15 protein-coding genes are annotated in these 15,617 nt (G+C 63.0%); 5 read left to right on the forward strand and 10 right to left on the reverse strand.

What is annotated here, in order from left to right:
* Positions 1-85: 85 nt before the first annotated feature.
* Both ACPFMA_RS24480 and ACPFMA_RS24485 read right to left on the reverse strand, forming a co-directional pair.
* A complete protein-coding gene (locus ACPFMA_RS24480; protein ID WP_425928917.1) occupies positions 86-1,012 on the reverse strand; it encodes an AEC family transporter in 927 nt (308 codons plus the stop codon).
* Between the two features lie 90 nt (positions 1,013-1,102).
* Positions 1,103-1,987 (reverse strand): LysR family transcriptional regulator, encoded by an 885-nt coding sequence (locus ACPFMA_RS24485; protein WP_425928918.1) that lies wholly within the window; start codon positions 1,985-1,987, stop codon positions 1,103-1,105.
* A 147-nt stretch (positions 1,988-2,134) separates the two neighbouring features.
* Here ACPFMA_RS24485 and ACPFMA_RS24490 point away from each other — a divergent pair, with 147 nt between their 5' ends.
* Both ACPFMA_RS24490 and ACPFMA_RS24495 read left to right on the forward strand, forming a co-directional pair.
* Complete coding sequence (locus tag ACPFMA_RS24490) at positions 2,135-2,527, forward strand: NUDIX hydrolase (protein WP_420057659.1); 393 nt, start codon at positions 2,135-2,137, stop codon at positions 2,525-2,527.
* Positions 2,528-2,721: 194 nt separating this feature from the next.
* Positions 2,722-3,006 (forward strand): DUF6555 family protein, encoded by a 285-nt coding sequence (locus ACPFMA_RS24495; protein ID WP_009405842.1) that lies wholly within the window; start codon positions 2,722-2,724, stop codon positions 3,004-3,006.
* Positions 3,007-3,077: 71 nt separating this feature from the next.
* Here ACPFMA_RS24495 and ACPFMA_RS24500 read toward each other — a convergent pair whose 3' ends face one another.
* Positions 3,078-3,569, reverse strand: a complete 492-nt coding sequence (locus tag ACPFMA_RS24500) for a GNAT family N-acetyltransferase (RefSeq protein ID WP_425928919.1) — start codon at positions 3,567-3,569, stop codon at positions 3,078-3,080.
* 429 nt (positions 3,570-3,998) lie between these two features.
* On the opposite strand from ACPFMA_RS24500, the gene ACPFMA_RS24505 reads away from it, so the two are divergent.
* A complete protein-coding gene (locus ACPFMA_RS24505) occupies positions 3,999-4,310 on the forward strand; it encodes a hypothetical protein (protein ID WP_064302777.1) in 312 nt (103 codons plus the stop codon).
* A gap of 102 nt (positions 4,311-4,412) precedes the next feature.
* On the opposite strand, the gene ACPFMA_RS24510 is transcribed toward ACPFMA_RS24505, so the two are convergent.
* A protein-coding gene (locus ACPFMA_RS24510; protein WP_425928921.1) for an IS3 family transposase occupies positions 4,413-5,779 on the reverse strand; the annotation gives its coding sequence in 2 pieces (ribosomal slippage) (positions 4,413-5,314 and positions 5,314-5,779; 1,368 coding nt in all).
* A 251-nt stretch (positions 5,780-6,030) separates the two neighbouring features.
* On the opposite strand from ACPFMA_RS24510, the gene ACPFMA_RS24515 reads away from it, so the two are divergent.
* Positions 6,031-6,366, forward strand: coding sequence for a YceK/YidQ family lipoprotein (locus ACPFMA_RS24515; RefSeq protein WP_420057656.1), 336 nt, complete (start codon positions 6,031-6,033; stop codon positions 6,364-6,366).
* 5 nt (positions 6,367-6,371) lie between these two features.
* Here the strand turns inward: ACPFMA_RS24515 and ACPFMA_RS24520 are convergent, their stop codons facing one another.
* From ACPFMA_RS24520 to peaA, 6 genes are all read right to left on the reverse strand, one after another.
* Positions 6,372-7,067 carry a sensor histidine kinase gene (locus ACPFMA_RS24520; protein ID WP_425928922.1) on the reverse strand — a complete coding sequence of 232 codons (696 nt, stop codon included), beginning with the start codon at positions 7,065-7,067 and terminating at the stop codon, positions 6,372-6,374.
* Entirely contained in the window at positions 7,067-8,674 is a 1,608-nt protein-coding gene (locus ACPFMA_RS24525; RefSeq protein ID WP_425928923.1) for a response regulator, read from the reverse strand. The genes ACPFMA_RS24520 and ACPFMA_RS24525 overlap by 1 nt, the downstream gene beginning before the upstream one ends.
* Before the next feature lie 485 nt (positions 8,675-9,159).
* Entirely contained in the window at positions 9,160-10,275 is a 1,116-nt protein-coding gene (peaD, locus tag ACPFMA_RS24530) for a quinohemoprotein amine dehydrogenase subunit beta (RefSeq protein WP_425928924.1), read from the reverse strand.
* Between the two features lie 32 nt (positions 10,276-10,307).
* Complete coding sequence (gene qhpC / locus ACPFMA_RS24535) at positions 10,308-10,631, reverse strand: quinohemoprotein amine dehydrogenase subunit gamma (RefSeq protein WP_009405860.1); 324 nt, start codon at positions 10,629-10,631, stop codon at positions 10,308-10,310.
* Between the two features lies 1 nt (position 10,632).
* Entirely contained in the window at positions 10,633-12,063 is a 1,431-nt protein-coding gene (gene peaB, locus ACPFMA_RS24540) for a quinohemoprotein amine dehydrogenase maturation protein (RefSeq protein ID WP_420057653.1), read from the reverse strand.
* A 45-nt stretch (positions 12,064-12,108) separates the two neighbouring features.
* Positions 12,109-13,686 carry a quinohemoprotein amine dehydrogenase subunit alpha gene (gene peaA, locus ACPFMA_RS24545; protein ID WP_425928925.1) on the reverse strand — a complete coding sequence of 526 codons (1,578 nt, stop codon included), beginning with the start codon at positions 13,684-13,686 and terminating at the stop codon, positions 12,109-12,111.
* Between the two features lie 397 nt (positions 13,687-14,083).
* Between peaA and ACPFMA_RS24550 the strand changes: the two genes are divergently transcribed.
* Positions 14,084-15,577, forward strand: a complete 1,494-nt coding sequence (locus ACPFMA_RS24550; RefSeq protein WP_425928926.1) for an aldehyde dehydrogenase family protein — start codon at positions 14,084-14,086, stop codon at positions 15,575-15,577.
* Positions 15,578-15,617: the final 40 nt, after the last annotated feature.

Here is a 15,617-nt window from a genome sequence, read left to right on the forward strand (position 1 = left end):
CTCTCAGGCGAATCGCCTATTCTAGCCATTCCCGCGGTTCCCTGCGGGAGGTGGCCTGTCAGCGAGAGGACCCTGAAGGACACCTTCAAATCCAAGGCAATAAACTGCTCACCGCCAAAGGCAAGGCCACACCCGCCAGCAATGTCTGTCCGGCGATGATCCCCGCCATCAACGGTGCATCGCCGCCCAGTTGCCGGGCCATGATGTAGGACGACGAGGCGGTGGGCAGCGCCTGGAACAGCAGCGCCGCGATAGCTGCTTCGCCACTGAGGCCGAACAAATGGCAAGCGGCCAGGGTCACCATGGGCATGACCACGAACTTCGCCAGCGACGCCATCCCCACCGGCCGTAGCCAACTGCGCGCCGCCTTGAGATCCAGCGCCGCGCCCACGCACAGCAGGCCCAAGGGCAGCGAGGCCTGGCCAAGGGCTTTCAACAACGGCTCGATTGCTGGCGGGAGGCCCAGCTCCGTTGCGTGCAACAGGATCCCGAGCGCACAGGCCAGCAACAGCGGGTTGACGACCATCTGCCGGGCCACGCCCCTCCAGCTCATGCGCCCTGCCGAGCCGTATCGGGCGAACACCAGTACGCAGAGGATGTTGACGGTGGGCACGATCGCCGCATTCGCCACCGCTGCCAGGGCAATGCCCTGGGCGCCGAACAGGCCTGCCGCCGCCGAAACGCCAACGTAGTTATTGAAGCGCACCCCGCCCTGGAAGACCGAGGTGAACGCCGCGTCGCTCACGGCGAAACAGCGGCGCGAGAGCACCAGCAGCAACGCCACCAGCACCGTGGAGGAGACCAGCGCCAAGGCCATGCCCAGCACCGGCACGCCGTCCAGTTTCGCCGTGGCCAGGCCATGCACGAACAGCGCGGGCAACAGGACGTAATAGCCGAGGCGCTCGGCCTGGGGCCAGAAACTGTCGGCCAGGAAATGGCTGCTGCGCAGCCAGGTACCCAGTGCGATCAACAGGGCAATGGGCACAAGGGCCAGCAACAGGGAAAGGGTCATGGCAGGGTCCGCACGATCAACAGATGAGCGTCACGATAAAGACCCGGTAGCTTGATTAAAAACGATGAATTATCGAGCCGCCCTCAAGTTTTACTCATCAGTCAGCGCGGCCTGTCGGCGAATCGTCTGGGCCAGCACCGCGGCCAGACGGCCCCGCGGGCGGTCCTCGCGCTCGATCAGGACCACCTTGCGGGTGCGTTGAGGATCGCCGAAAGGGCGGTAGGTCAGTTGCTCGATCTTCCCCAGCACCCGTTCCGACGACGGCACGATGGACACCCCGAGGCCGCTGGCGACCATGCGGATCAGCGCTTCCTGGCTATCCAGCTCCATGGTGGTGCGCACCCGCAGGCGCATGCGCCGCAGTTCACGCTCGATGGTGCGGCCGGCCCAGGCACGACGATCGAAGCGAAAGAACGGCTGGTCCTGCAACAGGCTGCGCGAGTCGGCATCGGCGAGCCGCTGCGGAGCGATGATCCAGAACCCCTCCTCGTACAGCACGGTGCTCACCAGGCCGTAGGGGTGTGGCTTGACCGGCTCGGTGGTGACCGCCGCGTCCAGCTCCCCCGCCTCGACCCGGGTAGCCAGTTCTGCCGACATTCCCGACAGGACATTGACCCGCACATGCGGATGCTCGGCGTTCAACGCAGCCAGGGCCGCCGGCAGGACACCCGCCAGCGCCGTATGGATAGCGCCCACCCGCAAGCGCCCGCGCAGTTCGCTGTCCTCGCCAAGCTCGGCGGCGATGCCGTCGTAGAGCGCCAGGATCTCCCGCGCCCGCTCCAGCGCCAAGTACCCGGCTTCGGTCAGCACCGGCAGGCGCCGCGAACGGTCGAACAGCGGCGCGTTGAACTCTTCTTCCAGCCCGCGGATATGCAGGCTCACCGCCGACTGGGTGAGGTGCACCGCCTCGGCAGCACGGGCGAACGAGCCGTGCTGGGCAATGGCGACCAAGGTTCGCAGGGCACGCAGGGACATGGATCGGGGTCCGTAGGAAATGATGAAAGGTCTGACAGCACATCTGGCTGGCACGCCAGATGCTTCCGAATTCAACTACGTTTAATTGAACCTGACCGGAAGTACACAAGTCTCCCGCAAAAGAACACCGATTTACAGGATTGCCCGATGTCAGGAAAAAGCCGCAGATACAAAGCCAGAGCCACCATCATTTGCCTGCGTAGCGGCAAGGTACTGCTCGTGCGCAAGAAAGGCGGCAAATGGAACTTCCCAGGCGGTACCGTCGAGGCCGGTGAGCAGCCGATCCAGGCGGCAGCCCGGGAACTGGAGGAAGAGACGAAGTTGCGCAGCCTGGGCCTGTTGCAATTATGTTCGGTGGAAGTGGGCAATATCGTCCACCACGTATTCACCACCCAGTTCGATGACTACACCGAAGCGGTGGCCGACAACGAAATCGTCGCCTGCAAATGGGTACGTCGCGAACAGCTGAACGGCACGCTGCTCACCCCCAACGCCGCAGCGCTGATGATGCGTCAACTACCGGCCCTGTGCGCCAGCTGAACCGCGCGTTTTGCACGGCCCGGCGAGGGCCGTTCATGCAAAATGCACCGCGTGCGTCCTGCCACTTCCAGTGTTTACTGGGTCAAATGCATGTCCAGGATCGGGCACGGCATTCGCAACTGTCCCTCACATCCGATGCCTCGGCGCATCACGGCTGCGTCGACGGCCGGCAAGAAAACGGAGGGATTCCACCAATGGCGGGACAACAGTTGTACGTGATCGATTATGAACTTCAGGGGCAGCCACGCACCTTCATCATTCGCCTGGAAAACATGAACAACGCCGAGGCCTGGCACTGGGCCAGTTGCGATGCCGGCGTTGGCGTGATTCCCCGCTTCGGGCAGCAGAAAATCAAGAAGGTCAGCCGGCCGATGGCCGAGCGCTACGGGATCACCAATGTGCGCTGGCGGGTATCCGGCCAGGGTCCGGAATTCAAGCCGATGCCGGTGGATGTGGGGAAGTTTGCCGGGTCTGAATGATCCAGGGTGGCCCCTCGGGCCTCATCGCTGCGGTGCGGCGGTCCGACAAGCCAGCGATAAGGCCTTGAATCTCACCCGAGAACCTTGGCCATTTCCGCCGTCTTCTCCCATCCCAGCCCTTCATAAACCGGCCGCCCCACCTCGGTAGCATGCAACACCGCGAACCCCAGCCCGCGTCGCGTGAACTCCGCCTCGCCCAGTTTCATCAATTTCGAAGCCAAGCCCCGTCGCCGATACGCCGGCTCGACATACACATTCAACACATACCCACGCTGATCCCTCTGCGGATGCGCCGGATGCGGTGGCCAGTCGATGCTCATCAAGCCGATCGCCGCGGCTACCGTGCCGCCATCGACCACGGCGAACCCGTAATAACGCCCGTCGTCCAGGCGCGGCAGCAGCCAGGGGCGGAAGTGCTCGGTCATGACGCGCAGCTTCGCCGGATCACCTCCGGCCTCGACAAACATCGCCTCACGATGGGCGCAGATAGTCCCGGCATCCTCCGGCCCGAGTCGACGCACCGTCAGCTCGCCGAAATCGATATCACCCGTCAGCTCGGTCATCACACTCACACCCTGGTCGAAAACCTCATTGTGTGACCCGGACCGGTAGAGCGTTAGATACAGATTCGCCATCCGCCGGCCATACAGCTACATTAGGCAAAAACCTCATCTGCTTCCGACTTTCTTGTAGGCAATTTCCCAAGCATACTTCCGCCGCTTGTTTGCCGTTGCGTGCCGGGGAAACGCTGCCTAGTCTTGCTGCCGTCGCTGATGTCTGGCGACCGGCTTTGACAGGCTGAACAGCGATTGAACCGCGGCACCCATTTCACCTGAACAGGCGTTTTCGCCTGGGCATCGTGTCATGGCGGCTGTGCGTGGGGCGCTTCGTGCGCGCCGGGTTCTCTCGCTCTCGGTCTGTCAACCTACGTACAGCTGCCACCCTTTTGTTTGACAGCGATGGGTGGTGGCATTGATAGCGAGATGACCACCATGAAGAAGATCGTCCCCGATCCACCCGCGCCATCCCCGCGCGCCGTAACCGTCCACACCCGCTTCGCTGGCTGCGATGGCCATCATCCCCCGCTCTTCGCCGTGCGTGCCGGAGCCGATGTGGACAAGGCGCTGGTCCATCTCACCGTGCTGCTGCGTTCGGCCTATGAAACCAATCTGCAGGCCTGCGACGTGGTGAAGGACAACCATCTCGCCGGCATCCTCTGGGCGACCCAGCACGCCCTGGAGGCGTCGCGGGCATTGGCCGAGTCGATGGCGAGCGGGATTTCGCTGATGCAGGCTTCGGGTTGAAGCCTGAGGACTGAAGTGGTTGCTCCCGGCCTCATCGCCGGCAACGCCGGCTCCCACAGGTTTTTGAGCTGCGCCCCGGATGTTGGACACTTTTGTCTAAAGCTATGCGGCTTGTGCTCTGTACGCTACAGGGCTCAGGCCGCCGAGCTTCATCTTGATACGTTCGTGGTTGTAGTAGCGGATGTAATCATCAATCCCAGCGCGTAATTGCTCGATGCTCTCAAATTTCTCGCGGTAGAAATACTCGGACTTCAGCGTGCCGAAAAAGCTTTCCATCGCCGCATTGTCCAGGCAGTTGCCCTTGCGCGACATGCTCTGTTCCAAGCCCGCTTCTTTCAAGCGCTGGCGGTAATCCGGATAGCGATAATGCCATCCCTGATCTGAGTGCAGCATCGGCTTACTGTCAGCCGGCAGCTTCTCCAGCGCTCGTTCAAGCATCGTTCCCACCAGGGTGTAACGCGGCCGAGTATCCGTTTGATAGGCCACGATCTCCCCGTTGTACAAGTCCAGAACTGGCGACAGATAAAGCTTTTCTCCAGCCACCTTGAACTCGGTAACGTCTGTCACCCATTTCTGATTCGGCTGATCAGCAGCGAACTCCCGGTTCATGGTGTTCGGCGATGCTTCGTCCATCAGCACTCTGTACGACTTGTATTTCTTCGGTCGTACCGTGCACTTGAGGTCCAACTCGCCCATGAGGCGGCGCACTTTCTTGCCGTTGATCACGTGCCCTTTCTGGCGCAGCGCAGCGGTCATGCGACGATAACCATACCGGCCCCTGTGGTGCTCCTGAATGCCCCGCATCGCCTGTTTCAGTGGAGCGTACTTATCCTCGGCGCCCTCGTCCCCGAAGTAGGTGTAGTAAGTGCTACGAGGCAAACCAGCAGCGATCAGCAGGTATTTCAGCCTGAACTGTCGGCGCAGCGCGGTAATCAGCTGGGCTTTTTCCTTACTGCCCGGGTCTGCCTGAGCTTCGCCTCCTCTAACTCCTCGAGCTTTTTTAGGTAGGCGTTCTCCGCTTCAAGCATGCGAACTTTCTCTAGTAACTCTTTGGGCGAGAGGTCCTCGTTACGCACGGCTGCAGGCTTGGAGGACTTGGCGGAAGGCTTGGGCATGGTGCGGGTTGAACTCTTTTCTACAGAAAGCTGGTTTGCGAGCCCGTCACTGTAATACTGGCGCAGCCATCTGCCCAGCTGACTAGAGTTACCTAGGTTGAACAACGCTGCGGCGGCGCGCTGAGAAAGACGGTCATTTAGCATGCGGTGAAGCACCGTAATCTTGAATTCGGCGCTGTGGCGCTGATGGCGACGCTCAAGGCTGGACCTGCCGTGTTGCTGATAGGCCACGACCCAACGGCGAAGCAAGGTGGGATCTATCTGGAACTGGTTCGCCACATGACGGAAACCTCGGCCTCGCTTGAGGAAGGCTTCGATGGCGGACAACTTGAACTGCTTTGAATACTTGGTCATGCAAAACACCCCGATGTTGGATTTTTTGTCCAACATCCGGGGCGCAGCTCATTTTGCTTCGCTCACTCATTTTGTGGCTGATACATAACCTTGTGGGAGCCGGCGTGGCCGGCGATGAGGCCGGAACTGACAGAAGTAGTACCCAGCCTACCCCGGCAACATTTCCCTCCTACGATTTCCTCGCTGGCAGCTGATAGCCCTCCCCCCGGAGCCTGCGATCAACTAAGGTTCTTCGCCAAGGAGCAGCCCTCATGAATTTCAGCAAGCCATTCCTCATATTTCTCGCCCTGAGCCTGCCCGGCTGCGGCACCTTCAACACAGTGGTCCGTGGCGACCAGGTAACGGCAAAGAACCTTCGGGAATGGCGCACCTACTGCGCCTCCCTGCCACGGGTCTACAGCGGTGCGGTGTACAACTTCTGCATTCTCAACGGCGAGCCGAACTATTCCACCGACGCGCCGGGTTCACCTGCCGCAATTCCCTTCACCATGGTGGATATCGCCTTGTCCGGCGTGCTGGATACCCTGGCATTGCCGTACACGATCTATCGCCAGTCGGAAGACGGGAACATCGAGCTCCATCCGTAGAGGGGTCAGGGCAGATACAGCCTGAACAATCCACCGCCCAAGGCCCCGCCATTGGCAATCTCGATCCGCCCCGGCACGCCGTTGCGCGCGTGCAGCGCGGCGATCCTGGCGGCGAAATACAACCCCAGCCCGGTACTCGCCGTGCTGTGCTCGATGCCCTGCACATACTCGTGCTGCTGGGCGATCATCACCGCCGGGAAACCCGCGCCGTCGTCGTTGACGCTGATCACCAGCGCCTCGTTTTCCTCGCGCACGGTGACCAGCAATGCGTGTCCTGCATAGCGAATGGCGTTGTTGATGATGTTGGAAATCACCGACCCCACCAGCTCGCGATCAAAGAAGCCGAGGGGTGTGGCCTCGTCGATTTCGTAGCGGGCAACGATGTCGCGGCTGTGGAGGATCTCCTGGTAACCGGCCAGCAGCCCGCCGATGAAGTCATCGAGTTCGTGGTAGTCCGGCAGCATCGGCAACTGGTTGATACCGAGCTTGTACAGGCCCAGCAGCTGCACCAGCATGCCGTTCAGGTGAACGAACTCGTGCTCGATCACTATCTGCTCGGGCGCCTGCTGGTGGCTGTCCGGCAGGCGCGAGAGCCATTGGCTATGGGCCTGCATGAGCATGGCCAGCGAGTTCTTCATGTCGTGCACGGTGGAGGCGATCACCGTGGAAAAATCCAGCCCCGATTCCTTGTCCCTGGACATCATGACCCCACAGCGCGAATGCGCAGTTTGCGGTAGCGCTCGTAGCGCGGATCGGTATCGGGAATGCCGGCCACCTTGGCCAGGCAATCGCGACACTCCTGCAGCAACGCCGCCGCCGGACTTTCCCCGCCGATACGCAGCAGGGCCTGGGCGGTGTTGAGGGCGATGCTGATGTTCTTCGGTTGCAGCTTCAATGCCTTGCGGAACTGCTCCAGCGCTTCGTTCAACTGCCCGGCCTGGTAGCTGCGCACGCCCTGGCGATTGAGATCGACCGCCTCGTTGCCGGCCCTCAGGATGGCCGGGTCGTCGGTAAGCTTGGCGATGTTCTGCATGACCGCATTGTCATCGCCGTAGACCTCGACGCAGTTCTTCAGGATGGTCTTGCCGGCATCTTCCTGGCCCAGTTGCTTGAGCTGTGCGGCAACGGCCAGGGCGGCCTCGGCCGAGAAGAACTGGTCCATGGTTTCCAGGCGCGCCAGGGCCGCTTCAGTGAGCTTGGCCGCCGTCTCGGCATCGCCTGCCTGGGCCACGCCGGTGGCCTTGATCAGCCGTGCGCGCACCTGCAGGCCCTGGTCTTCGGCGTACTCCTTGGCGACATCACCGAGCACCTGGTTGATCTCGACCCGGGTGCGCGCGTCCAGGCCATTGCCGGTGTTTTTCTGGATCAGCGCCTGGGCCAGCCCCAGGTTGCTTTCCGGGTCCTTGAAGCGCGAGTTCTGGCCCTGGCTCACCGCCTGCCGATAGGCCCGCGATGCACCGTCGAAGTCGGCGTTGGCCAAGGCCAGCTTGCCCAGCAGCATCTGCCGTTTCACCGCCAAGGGCGACAGGCGCACCGCATCCTCCAGCACATGCTGGGCACGACGGCTTTCACCCAGGGCCACCAGCACCTCGGCCAGGCCGTCGTACAGCCCGGGCATCATCGAGAAAGCCTTGATCGCCTGCTCGTAGACATCCTTGGCCTGGCTGGTCTGGCCGCGCTTGAACAGCAGCTTGCCCAGTGCCGAATAGGCCCAGGGGGTCGGGCGGTTGGCGAGGATCGCCTTGAGGAAGCGCTCCAGTTCTTCATGCCGGTTCAGCGAGGCCATGGCGTCGGCGCGGTAGCGCAGGCACAGCGGGGCGAAGCGCGGATCCTGGCGGCACAGTTGCTCGCAGGCCACCAGCACTTGCGCCGGGTTGCCACGGTCGAGCGCCTGAAGGATGGGCTTGAGCAGGGTCTTGCGCTGCACCAGCTTGTCCAGGCGCTGGGTGAGGCCGACACGGTTGAACGGCTTGGTCAGGTAGGCATCGGGTTCGTGCTCCAGGGCACTGAGCACCACGGCCTGGCTGCTTTCAGCCGTGATCATGACGAAGATCGCTTCGTGGCTGATCAGCTTGTCGAGCATCAGGTCTTCGAGTACCTGCTGGCCGTTCTTGCGACCGTCGCCCATGTGGAAGTCGTGGAGGATGAAGTCGTAGCGCTTCTGCCCGCACATGCGGATCGCCGTCTCGCCGCTCTCGGCGGTGTCGACGTCCTTGATCCCCATCTCGCGCAGCATCGAGCGCAGCGAAGTACGGAAATCGGTGAAGTCATCGACGATGAGAAAACTTTTCTGGCTGTAGACCAACATCCGCAAAACCTGTCTTGGAATTGAATGAAACGCACACGAACACACACAAGGACAGGCGCCTGGAGGGAACCAGGACGAAATCGTCGCCGCCGATCGTCGTAACGCTATCGGCAGCACGCGACATTTGCTTGAGCCGGCGAACGCCAGGGCGTCGACGGAGGTGAAACGAGGGCCGGGAGGGTGATGCCAGGTAACAATAGCTAATTGCCACTATTGAAGTCCAGACTTCCGGCCCCGGGGTGTACGCCAGTTCACTTGCGCGGTGCTGGCAAAGGGCTTGAACAGGGATCGCGTCGAGCCCGGTAGCGGTGACCTGCACACCCTTGTGGGAGCCGGCGTTGCCGGCGATTTGGCCAGATCAGGCAACCACTTTGCCTGGTCTGGCCTGATCGCTGGCAACGCCAGCTCCCACAGGTCCAGCGGTGCACTCAGATCACTGTGGGAGCTGGCTTGCCAGCGATGAGGCCCTCAACAACGAAGCAGGACTACCTGACGAACATCTGCGCCGTAGTAATCGCCATATCCCCCCCAGGCAGCTTGATCTTGCCCAGCGGCTTCAAACTGTCCGCATCGAAGATCGCCACATCGTTGTACGTCCCCGCCAGGTACACCTTGCTTCCCGCCTTGTTCAGCGAAATGCAGTAGTACGAGTGGTCCAGCGCCGCTGCCTTGACCAGTTTCTTCGCCTTGATGTCGTACTTCGCCAGCCGGTTGAGCACGCCATACACCACGTTGGGATCCTTTGGCGAGCGCATGCCGCTGAAGTAGATTTCCGTCAGCGGGCCGAAGTCGACGGTCTGGGTCTTGCCGGTCTTGAGATCGATGTTGAAGAAGCCGTAGAGGTTCTCCGCCGTCGCCGGATCCTGCTTGTCGTCGGTGAATTTCGCCGTGGTGTAGAGCAGCGAGAAGTCATGCCGGTAGGTCTGCTGGTTCCATACGTAGAGCACGTCCGGCGCACTGTAGCCGGGGCGCTTCCAGTGCCGGCTGGGGACCAGCACATCGAACTTGCCGGTCTTCACGTCCACCTTGTAGATATCCGGCCCGGCCACGTACAGGGCGCCGTCGTCGCCGCTTTGCATGATGGTCAGCTGGCGCGGGGCCGGGAAGCTGCGCAGCGGCCTGGCGTTCAACCCGCCATCGGTGGCGTAGACGTCCAGACGTGGCGCCTGCACTTCGTAGTGGTCGCTGAAGATCTTCGTGGGATTGGCCACGGTGTAGATCTCCTTGCCGTCGTGGCTGACGGTGAAGGAGAACATCGACCGCGCCTTTTCGCCCGGCAACTGGGTGATGCTGGCGTGGAACACCTGCTTGCAGGTGTCCAGCTCGACGCCGTAGATATCGGCATAGTGGTTGTTGAGCACGTAGGCGATGCGCTTGTCCGGGGACAGCTGTACCGAGCCCGGGCCGAACGCATCGGGCATGACGCAGGTCTTGTAGAGCTTCTCGCTGTTCAGGTCGATGACGTGCAGGTTGTTCGGGTAGTTGGTGACCACCATGTACTCGTGGCCGGCATTCAGGGCCTTGCCTTCGTCGGCGGCCATCGCCGTACCGGCGCCGAGCGCCACCAGGGCGGCCAGGCCGCGGGTTGCAATCTGGAGCATGCGGTTATCCCTCTTCTTGTTCGCCTGGGGGCTCATTTGTCGTCCGGGAACACGGTCCCGAGGTTGCGCCAGCCATCACCGGAGGACTGCGCGTCCTTGTTCCAGTCGGGGAAGGTGCTCATCATGTCCGGCACCTGGGCCGGCCACCAGCACGGGTCGGAGCAGCCATACAGGTCCGACTCCATCGGCTGGCACAGCGACGAGACGCCACCAAAGGCGTCGATTTCCCAGCCCGGGTCGGTGGTCGAGGCGCAGCCGGCGACCGAGTTCATCGCCACCACTTCCTCGATGCGGTTTTCCTCGGCGGCCTGGTCCAGCTTGAGGGCTTTGTTGTTGATCGGCTTGAGATGTTTCATGTCAGTGCACCTTGCGCGCAGTGATGTAGCGAGTGATGAAGGCCGGGTTCTCGGCCATGATCCGGCTGTAGACTTCGATGCCGAAGTCCACCCAGTCGCGCATCAGTTCGCAGTAGTGATAGGTCGGATGAGTCGGGTCGCCATAGCGGGCATAACTCTCGTGGTAGCAGCCGCCGGAGCACAGGTTGCGAATGCGGCAGCTGTCGCAACCGGTGTTTGTGCGGTCCAGGCGCTGTGACAGGAAGTCGTTGAGCTCGACCTGCTTCACCCCGCTGTGCACGTTGCCGAAGGTCGGCAGGCTGGAGCCGGTGAAACGGTGGCAGAGGTTCAGTTCGCCCTTGTGGTCCACCGCCAGCATCTTCAAGCCGGCACCGCACGGCAGCGCCTTCTTGTGGCCCTCGTGGATATCGGTGAGCAACTGGTGCAGGTTGGAGAAGCCGATATTGCGATGCTCCAGCGCCGCCTCCAGGTAGCGCCGACCGAGAGCCTTCATGTTGGCGAAGACTTGCACCAGCTCCTCACCAGTGAGGTTGTAGGCACTGATATCGCCGGATGTCACCGGCGCGAAGCCCACCTCGGCGAAACCTATCTCGTTGAACAGGTGATTCCAGATGGTCTCGATATCGGTGACCCCGGTGGTCAGGGTTACCCGCGCGCCTACCGGACGGCTGTCGTAGCGCGACAGCAGCATGTCGGCCTTGCGCCGCACAACATCGTAGGTGCCCTGCCCGCCCACGGTGATGCGGTTGCGGTCGTGCACGGTCTTCGGCCCGTCGATGCTCACCGACAAGCCGAAGCGGTGGGCATTGAGGTAGTCGACGATCTCCTCGGTGAGCAGGGTGGCGTTGGTGGTCATGACGAACTCGACGCGCTTGCCCGCCTCGGTGAAACGCCGCTCGCAATAGTCGACCATGTACTCGATCAGCTTGCGGTTGCTCAACGGCTCGCCGCCGAAGAACACCACGGTGTAGACCGGCTCGTCCGGCGACTCCTTGAGCAGCATTTCCACCGAGGCCACGGCGGTCTCGACGTCCATGCGCTTGCCAGCCGACGGTTTGTCCAGGTCTTCCTTGTAGCAGTAGGTGCAGCTCAGGTTGCAGCCGGTGTTGACGTTGAGCACCACGGTGTTCAGCGCGGTGCGCTCGACCCGCTTCGCCGCGATGTCCGGGGTCAGCGGCGAACCATCGCTGACCAGTTCCAGGGCGATCAGCTCGCGCAGCACCTCGTTGACTTCATCACCATCGAAGCGCTCGGCCAGGCGCTGCACCAGCGCTTCGCTGGAGCAGCCGGCGCCGCGCAGGCTGTCGATGATTTCCCCGGTCAGGGCATCGCTGGCGAACAGCGAGCTGCTGGGGATATGGAACAGCATGCGGGCATCGTCGACCCGCACTTCATGCAGATTGCGTTCTACCAGATTCAGGATGGCACCCATCACAACCTCCTCGAAAACTCGAATGTGGCCCGGTCGATCCGCTCATCAAGGGATAGGCGGGTTGTTCCAGCGCTGGATGGTCACGATCATCTGGCCCTCGCCGGTGCGCGCGGTGCCGGCATCGTCCACTGCAGCAATCACCTTGAGGTTGCCGGCGTTGTTGGTGGACATCTTGCGCGCCGGGTTCGGCCCGGCATCGCCCGGGGTGAACACGCCGGTATCGGCCTGCATCACGCCGGCGAACCTGACGTCCTCGTCCTCGCGGGCACGCTCGTCGAACGGCTCGACCTTCCATTTGGCCGGGAACACGCCGATGCGGTAGGCCTTGCCATCGGCGCCCTGGCCCCAGGCCTCGGCGTCGAAGCGCCCCTGCACCTTCGGCGTCGAGCCGCCGTTGTCACCCACCCGGGCGACCGAGAAGGCCGGCACCACCTTCACTTCGGCGATTTCGCGATAGACGGCCAGTTGCTGGCCGCCGAGCGTGCCGACGGATACCTCCTGCAGACCACTGGCAGCATCGGCGGCGGCCTTCACCTTCACGCGGATACGCTGCGGCGTGTTCTCCAGCACCTCGACCACTTCAACGCCCTTGCCGAACGACGGTGTGCCGCTCAGGCCGCTGCCGACCAGGGTCAGCTCGCTTTCGCCACCGGCCTTCACATAGCCCGGCTGTACCGCCAGCAAACGCGCACTGCCCTGTTGCGCGGCGGTGAAATCGAGGCCGCGTTCGTCGTGGGCCTTGTCGAACATGCGGCCGCTGAGCTGGCCGTTATTGGCGGCGAGCACCTGGCGCATGCTCACGCCATCCACGTCCACCGTGCCGCGCCATTCATAGCCGCTGTACAGCACCGCCGAGCCCTCGCCCTTGAACGGTTTGCCATCGGCGTACTGCCCGTCGAGGCGGACCTTGAAGCGATCACCGTCCTCGGCGGTGACCTTCATCACCCCGTTCAGCTCTCCCCTGCCCGGCAGATGGCCGCTGAAGCTCCAGTCGCCGGCCAAGGACGCGGACTTCGGCATGGCCTTCTGCCAGTCGCTCCAGGCCTTGCTATCGAAGGGATACTTCTGCGCCAGCAGCGGGACCATGTCCTGCTTCGCCAGTTCGAGCCAGTCGCGATCGCGAGACAGTGCCTGATACTCCAGCGACGGCCACTGGCCGAGGTGGAAATGCACCAGGCGCTCCCATTCCTGGGCCGGTCGCCGCTGCAGGGCGATCCGCGCGCCGGAGTGGCAGCGGGCACACATCTGCTGGGTGGGTTCCTCGATGTTCTCGACGGTGTTCAACCGACGCTCGAGGGCATAGCGCACGCCGTCGGTCTCGCTGGGGGCGAGGCCCTGGGTGTCGGCGAGGTACTTGACCAGGGTGCGACGGTCTTCGTCGCTGATCTGCAACTGGTGCATGGTCTGCATGCGGCCGATGGTCATCAGCCAGCCTTCCGGCGTTTTGCGCTGGTGGCTGATGCGGCTCAGGGCGTCGTTACCTTCGGGAAGGTGGCAGCCCTGGCAGGTCTCCATAAGAATCTGCTTGCCCTCGCGGGCCTCACTGACCTGCGGCTGCACGGCAAGGCCGACGGCCACTGCCAGCAGGCCACCGGCGCTGGCGAACCTGAGTGTTCTCTTCATCGATGACTGACCTCCACGGGGTTCTTCTTATTGTTCGTACACTTCTTATAGGTCTCTTCCGTCGGCCGTACAGCGGCAGAGCGCGCACCGAAGAGCCGCTTGAGGGGGGCGATACACATTGTGTGCCAAGAGCCGCAAGCGCCGTTTTACGCGGCTTGCAGGCCGCGGAAGGCGGGCCCTGCGCTACGTTTCGCGACGAACGAGACGGCGTGAGACAGCTGTCTCACAGCGCTGGGACTGTCTCGCCCGCTGTCGCATTTTGCGACTGACGGTATAAGACATGGCGTTGTCGCGCCGGTGCTCCGGCCTTGGATTGCATGGGCTGGCGCCAACATCGACGGGCTTGGCACAGCGGTTGCGATGGCCCTGGCAATCACTCACAAGAACGAGGTTTGCCATGTCCACCACTGCCCCTTTGCACCCGGCCGTCGAGGCTTTCGTCCGGCGCGCGCCCACCATGCTGATCGGTGCCGACTGGGCCGAGGCCGCGGACGGCGAACGCCTGACCTTGCGCAACCCGGCCAACGGTGACGTGCTGTGCCAGGTGCCGGCAGCGACCGCGGCCGACGTGGCCCGCGCGGTGGGCGCGGCGCGCCAGGCCTTCGACGATTCGGCCTGGAGCCGCAGCCGCCCCCGCGAACGGCAGAACCTGCTGTGGAAGCTGGCCGACCTGATGGAGCGCGACGCCGAGATCCTCGCCCAGCTCGAATGCCTGAACAATGGCAAGAGCGCGGTGGTGGCACGGGCCATGGACGTGCAGTTGTCCATCGACTTCCTGCGCTACATGGCCGGCTGGGCAACCAAGGTCGAGGGGCATACGGTCGATGTCTCCATGCCACTGATGCCGAACGATGAATTCCACGGCTTCGTGCGGCGTGAAGCGGTAGGCGTGGTAGGTGCCATCGTCGCCTGGAACTTCCCGCTGCTGCTGGCCTGCTGGAAACTTGGCCCGGCCCTGGCCACCGGCTGCAGCGTGGTCCTCAAGCCGGCCGACGAAACTCCGCTCAGCGCCCTGAAGCTGGCCGAACTGGTGCTCGAAGCCGGCTACCCGAGCGGGGTGTTCAATGTGGTCACCGGCACCGGCGCCATTGCCGGCGACGCCCTGACCCGCGACCCGCGCGTGGACAAGCTGACCTTCACCGGCTCGACCGCCGTCGGCCAGCACATCGGCCGCATCGCCATGGACAACATGACCCGGGTCACCCTGGAACTGGGCGGCAAATCGCCGACCATCGTCATGCCCGACGCCGACCTCGCCAGCGCTGCCGCCGGCGCCGCCACGGCGATCTTCTTCAACCAGGGCCAGGTGTGCTGCGCCGGCTCGCGCCTGTATGTACACCGCAAGCACTTCGACAACGTAGTCGCGGACATCGCCGGGATCGCCAACGGCATGAAACTGGGCAACGGCCTTGATCCGAGCGTGCAGATGGGCCCGCTGATTTCCGCGCGCCAGCAGAAACGCGTGTTCGACTACATCGAGCAAGGGCGCAGCAGCGGCGCCACCATCGCCTGTGGCGGTGAGCAGTTCGGTCCGGGGTATTTCGTCAAGCCGACGGTGATCGTCGATGTGGACCAGCAGCACCCACTGGTACAGGAGGAAATCTTCGGGCCGGTGCTGGTGGCCATGCCGTTCGATGACGAGGCCGAGGCGCTGCGGCTGGCGAACGATAGTCCGTACGGGCTGGGGGCAAGTATCTGGTCGAACGACCTGGGCGCGGTGCACCGCATGATTCCGCGAATCAAGTCGGGCTCGGTCTGGGTCAACTGCCACAGCGCCCTGGACCCGGCACTGCCGTTTGGCGGCTACAAGATGTCCGGCGTCGGCCGCGAGATGGGCGCCGCGGCGATCGAGCATTACACCGAGCTGAAGTCGGTATTGATCAAGCTTTAAGCAAATTCAGGTACCAGATGCCCGGTGGCTGATCGGGGCT

The organism is Pseudomonas sp. NyZ201 (assembly GCF_049860765.1).
Taxonomy (GTDB): Bacteria; Pseudomonadota; Gammaproteobacteria; order Pseudomonadales; family Pseudomonadaceae; genus Aquipseudomonas; species Aquipseudomonas bharatica.

What these genes read in the sequence shown, in the direction of transcription:
- ACPFMA_RS24480 (WP_425928917.1), bottom strand. Translation starts at nt 1,012, where the DNA reads ATGACCCTTTCCCTGTTGCTGGCCCTTGTGCCCATTGCCCTGTTGATC.
- ACPFMA_RS24485 (WP_425928918.1), bottom strand. Translation starts at nt 1,987, where the DNA reads ATGTCCCTGCGTGCCCTGCGAACCTTGGTCGCCATTGCCCAGCACGGC.
- ACPFMA_RS24490 (WP_420057659.1), top strand. Translation starts at nt 2,135, where the DNA reads ATGTCAGGAAAAAGCCGCAGATACAAAGCCAGAGCCACCATCATTTGC.
- ACPFMA_RS24495 (WP_009405842.1), top strand. Translation starts at nt 2,722, where the DNA reads ATGGCGGGACAACAGTTGTACGTGATCGATTATGAACTTCAGGGGCAG.
- ACPFMA_RS24500 (WP_425928919.1), bottom strand. Translation starts at nt 3,569, where the DNA reads ATGACCGAGCTGACGGGTGATATCGATTTCGGCGAGCTGACGGTGCGT.
- ACPFMA_RS24505 (WP_064302777.1), top strand. Translation starts at nt 3,999, where the DNA reads ATGAAGAAGATCGTCCCCGATCCACCCGCGCCATCCCCGCGCGCCGTA.
- ACPFMA_RS24515 (WP_420057656.1), top strand. Translation starts at nt 6,031, where the DNA reads ATGAATTTCAGCAAGCCATTCCTCATATTTCTCGCCCTGAGCCTGCCC.
- ACPFMA_RS24520 (WP_425928922.1), bottom strand. Translation starts at nt 7,067, where the DNA reads ATGTCCAGGGACAAGGAATCGGGGCTGGATTTTTCCACGGTGATCGCC.
- ACPFMA_RS24525 (WP_425928923.1), bottom strand. Translation starts at nt 8,674, where the DNA reads ATGTTGGTCTACAGCCAGAAAAGTTTTCTCATCGTCGATGACTTCACC.
- peaD (WP_425928924.1), bottom strand. Translation starts at nt 10,275, where the DNA reads ATGCTCCAGATTGCAACCCGCGGCCTGGCCGCCCTGGTGGCGCTCGGC.
- qhpC (WP_009405860.1), bottom strand. Translation starts at nt 10,631, where the DNA reads ATGAAACATCTCAAGCCGATCAACAACAAAGCCCTCAAGCTGGACCAG.
- peaB (WP_420057653.1), bottom strand. Translation starts at nt 12,063, where the DNA reads ATGGGTGCCATCCTGAATCTGGTAGAACGCAATCTGCATGAAGTGCGG.
- peaA (WP_425928925.1), bottom strand. Translation starts at nt 13,686, where the DNA reads ATGAAGAGAACACTCAGGTTCGCCAGCGCCGGTGGCCTGCTGGCAGTG.
- ACPFMA_RS24550 (WP_425928926.1), top strand. Translation starts at nt 14,084, where the DNA reads ATGTCCACCACTGCCCCTTTGCACCCGGCCGTCGAGGCTTTCGTCCGG.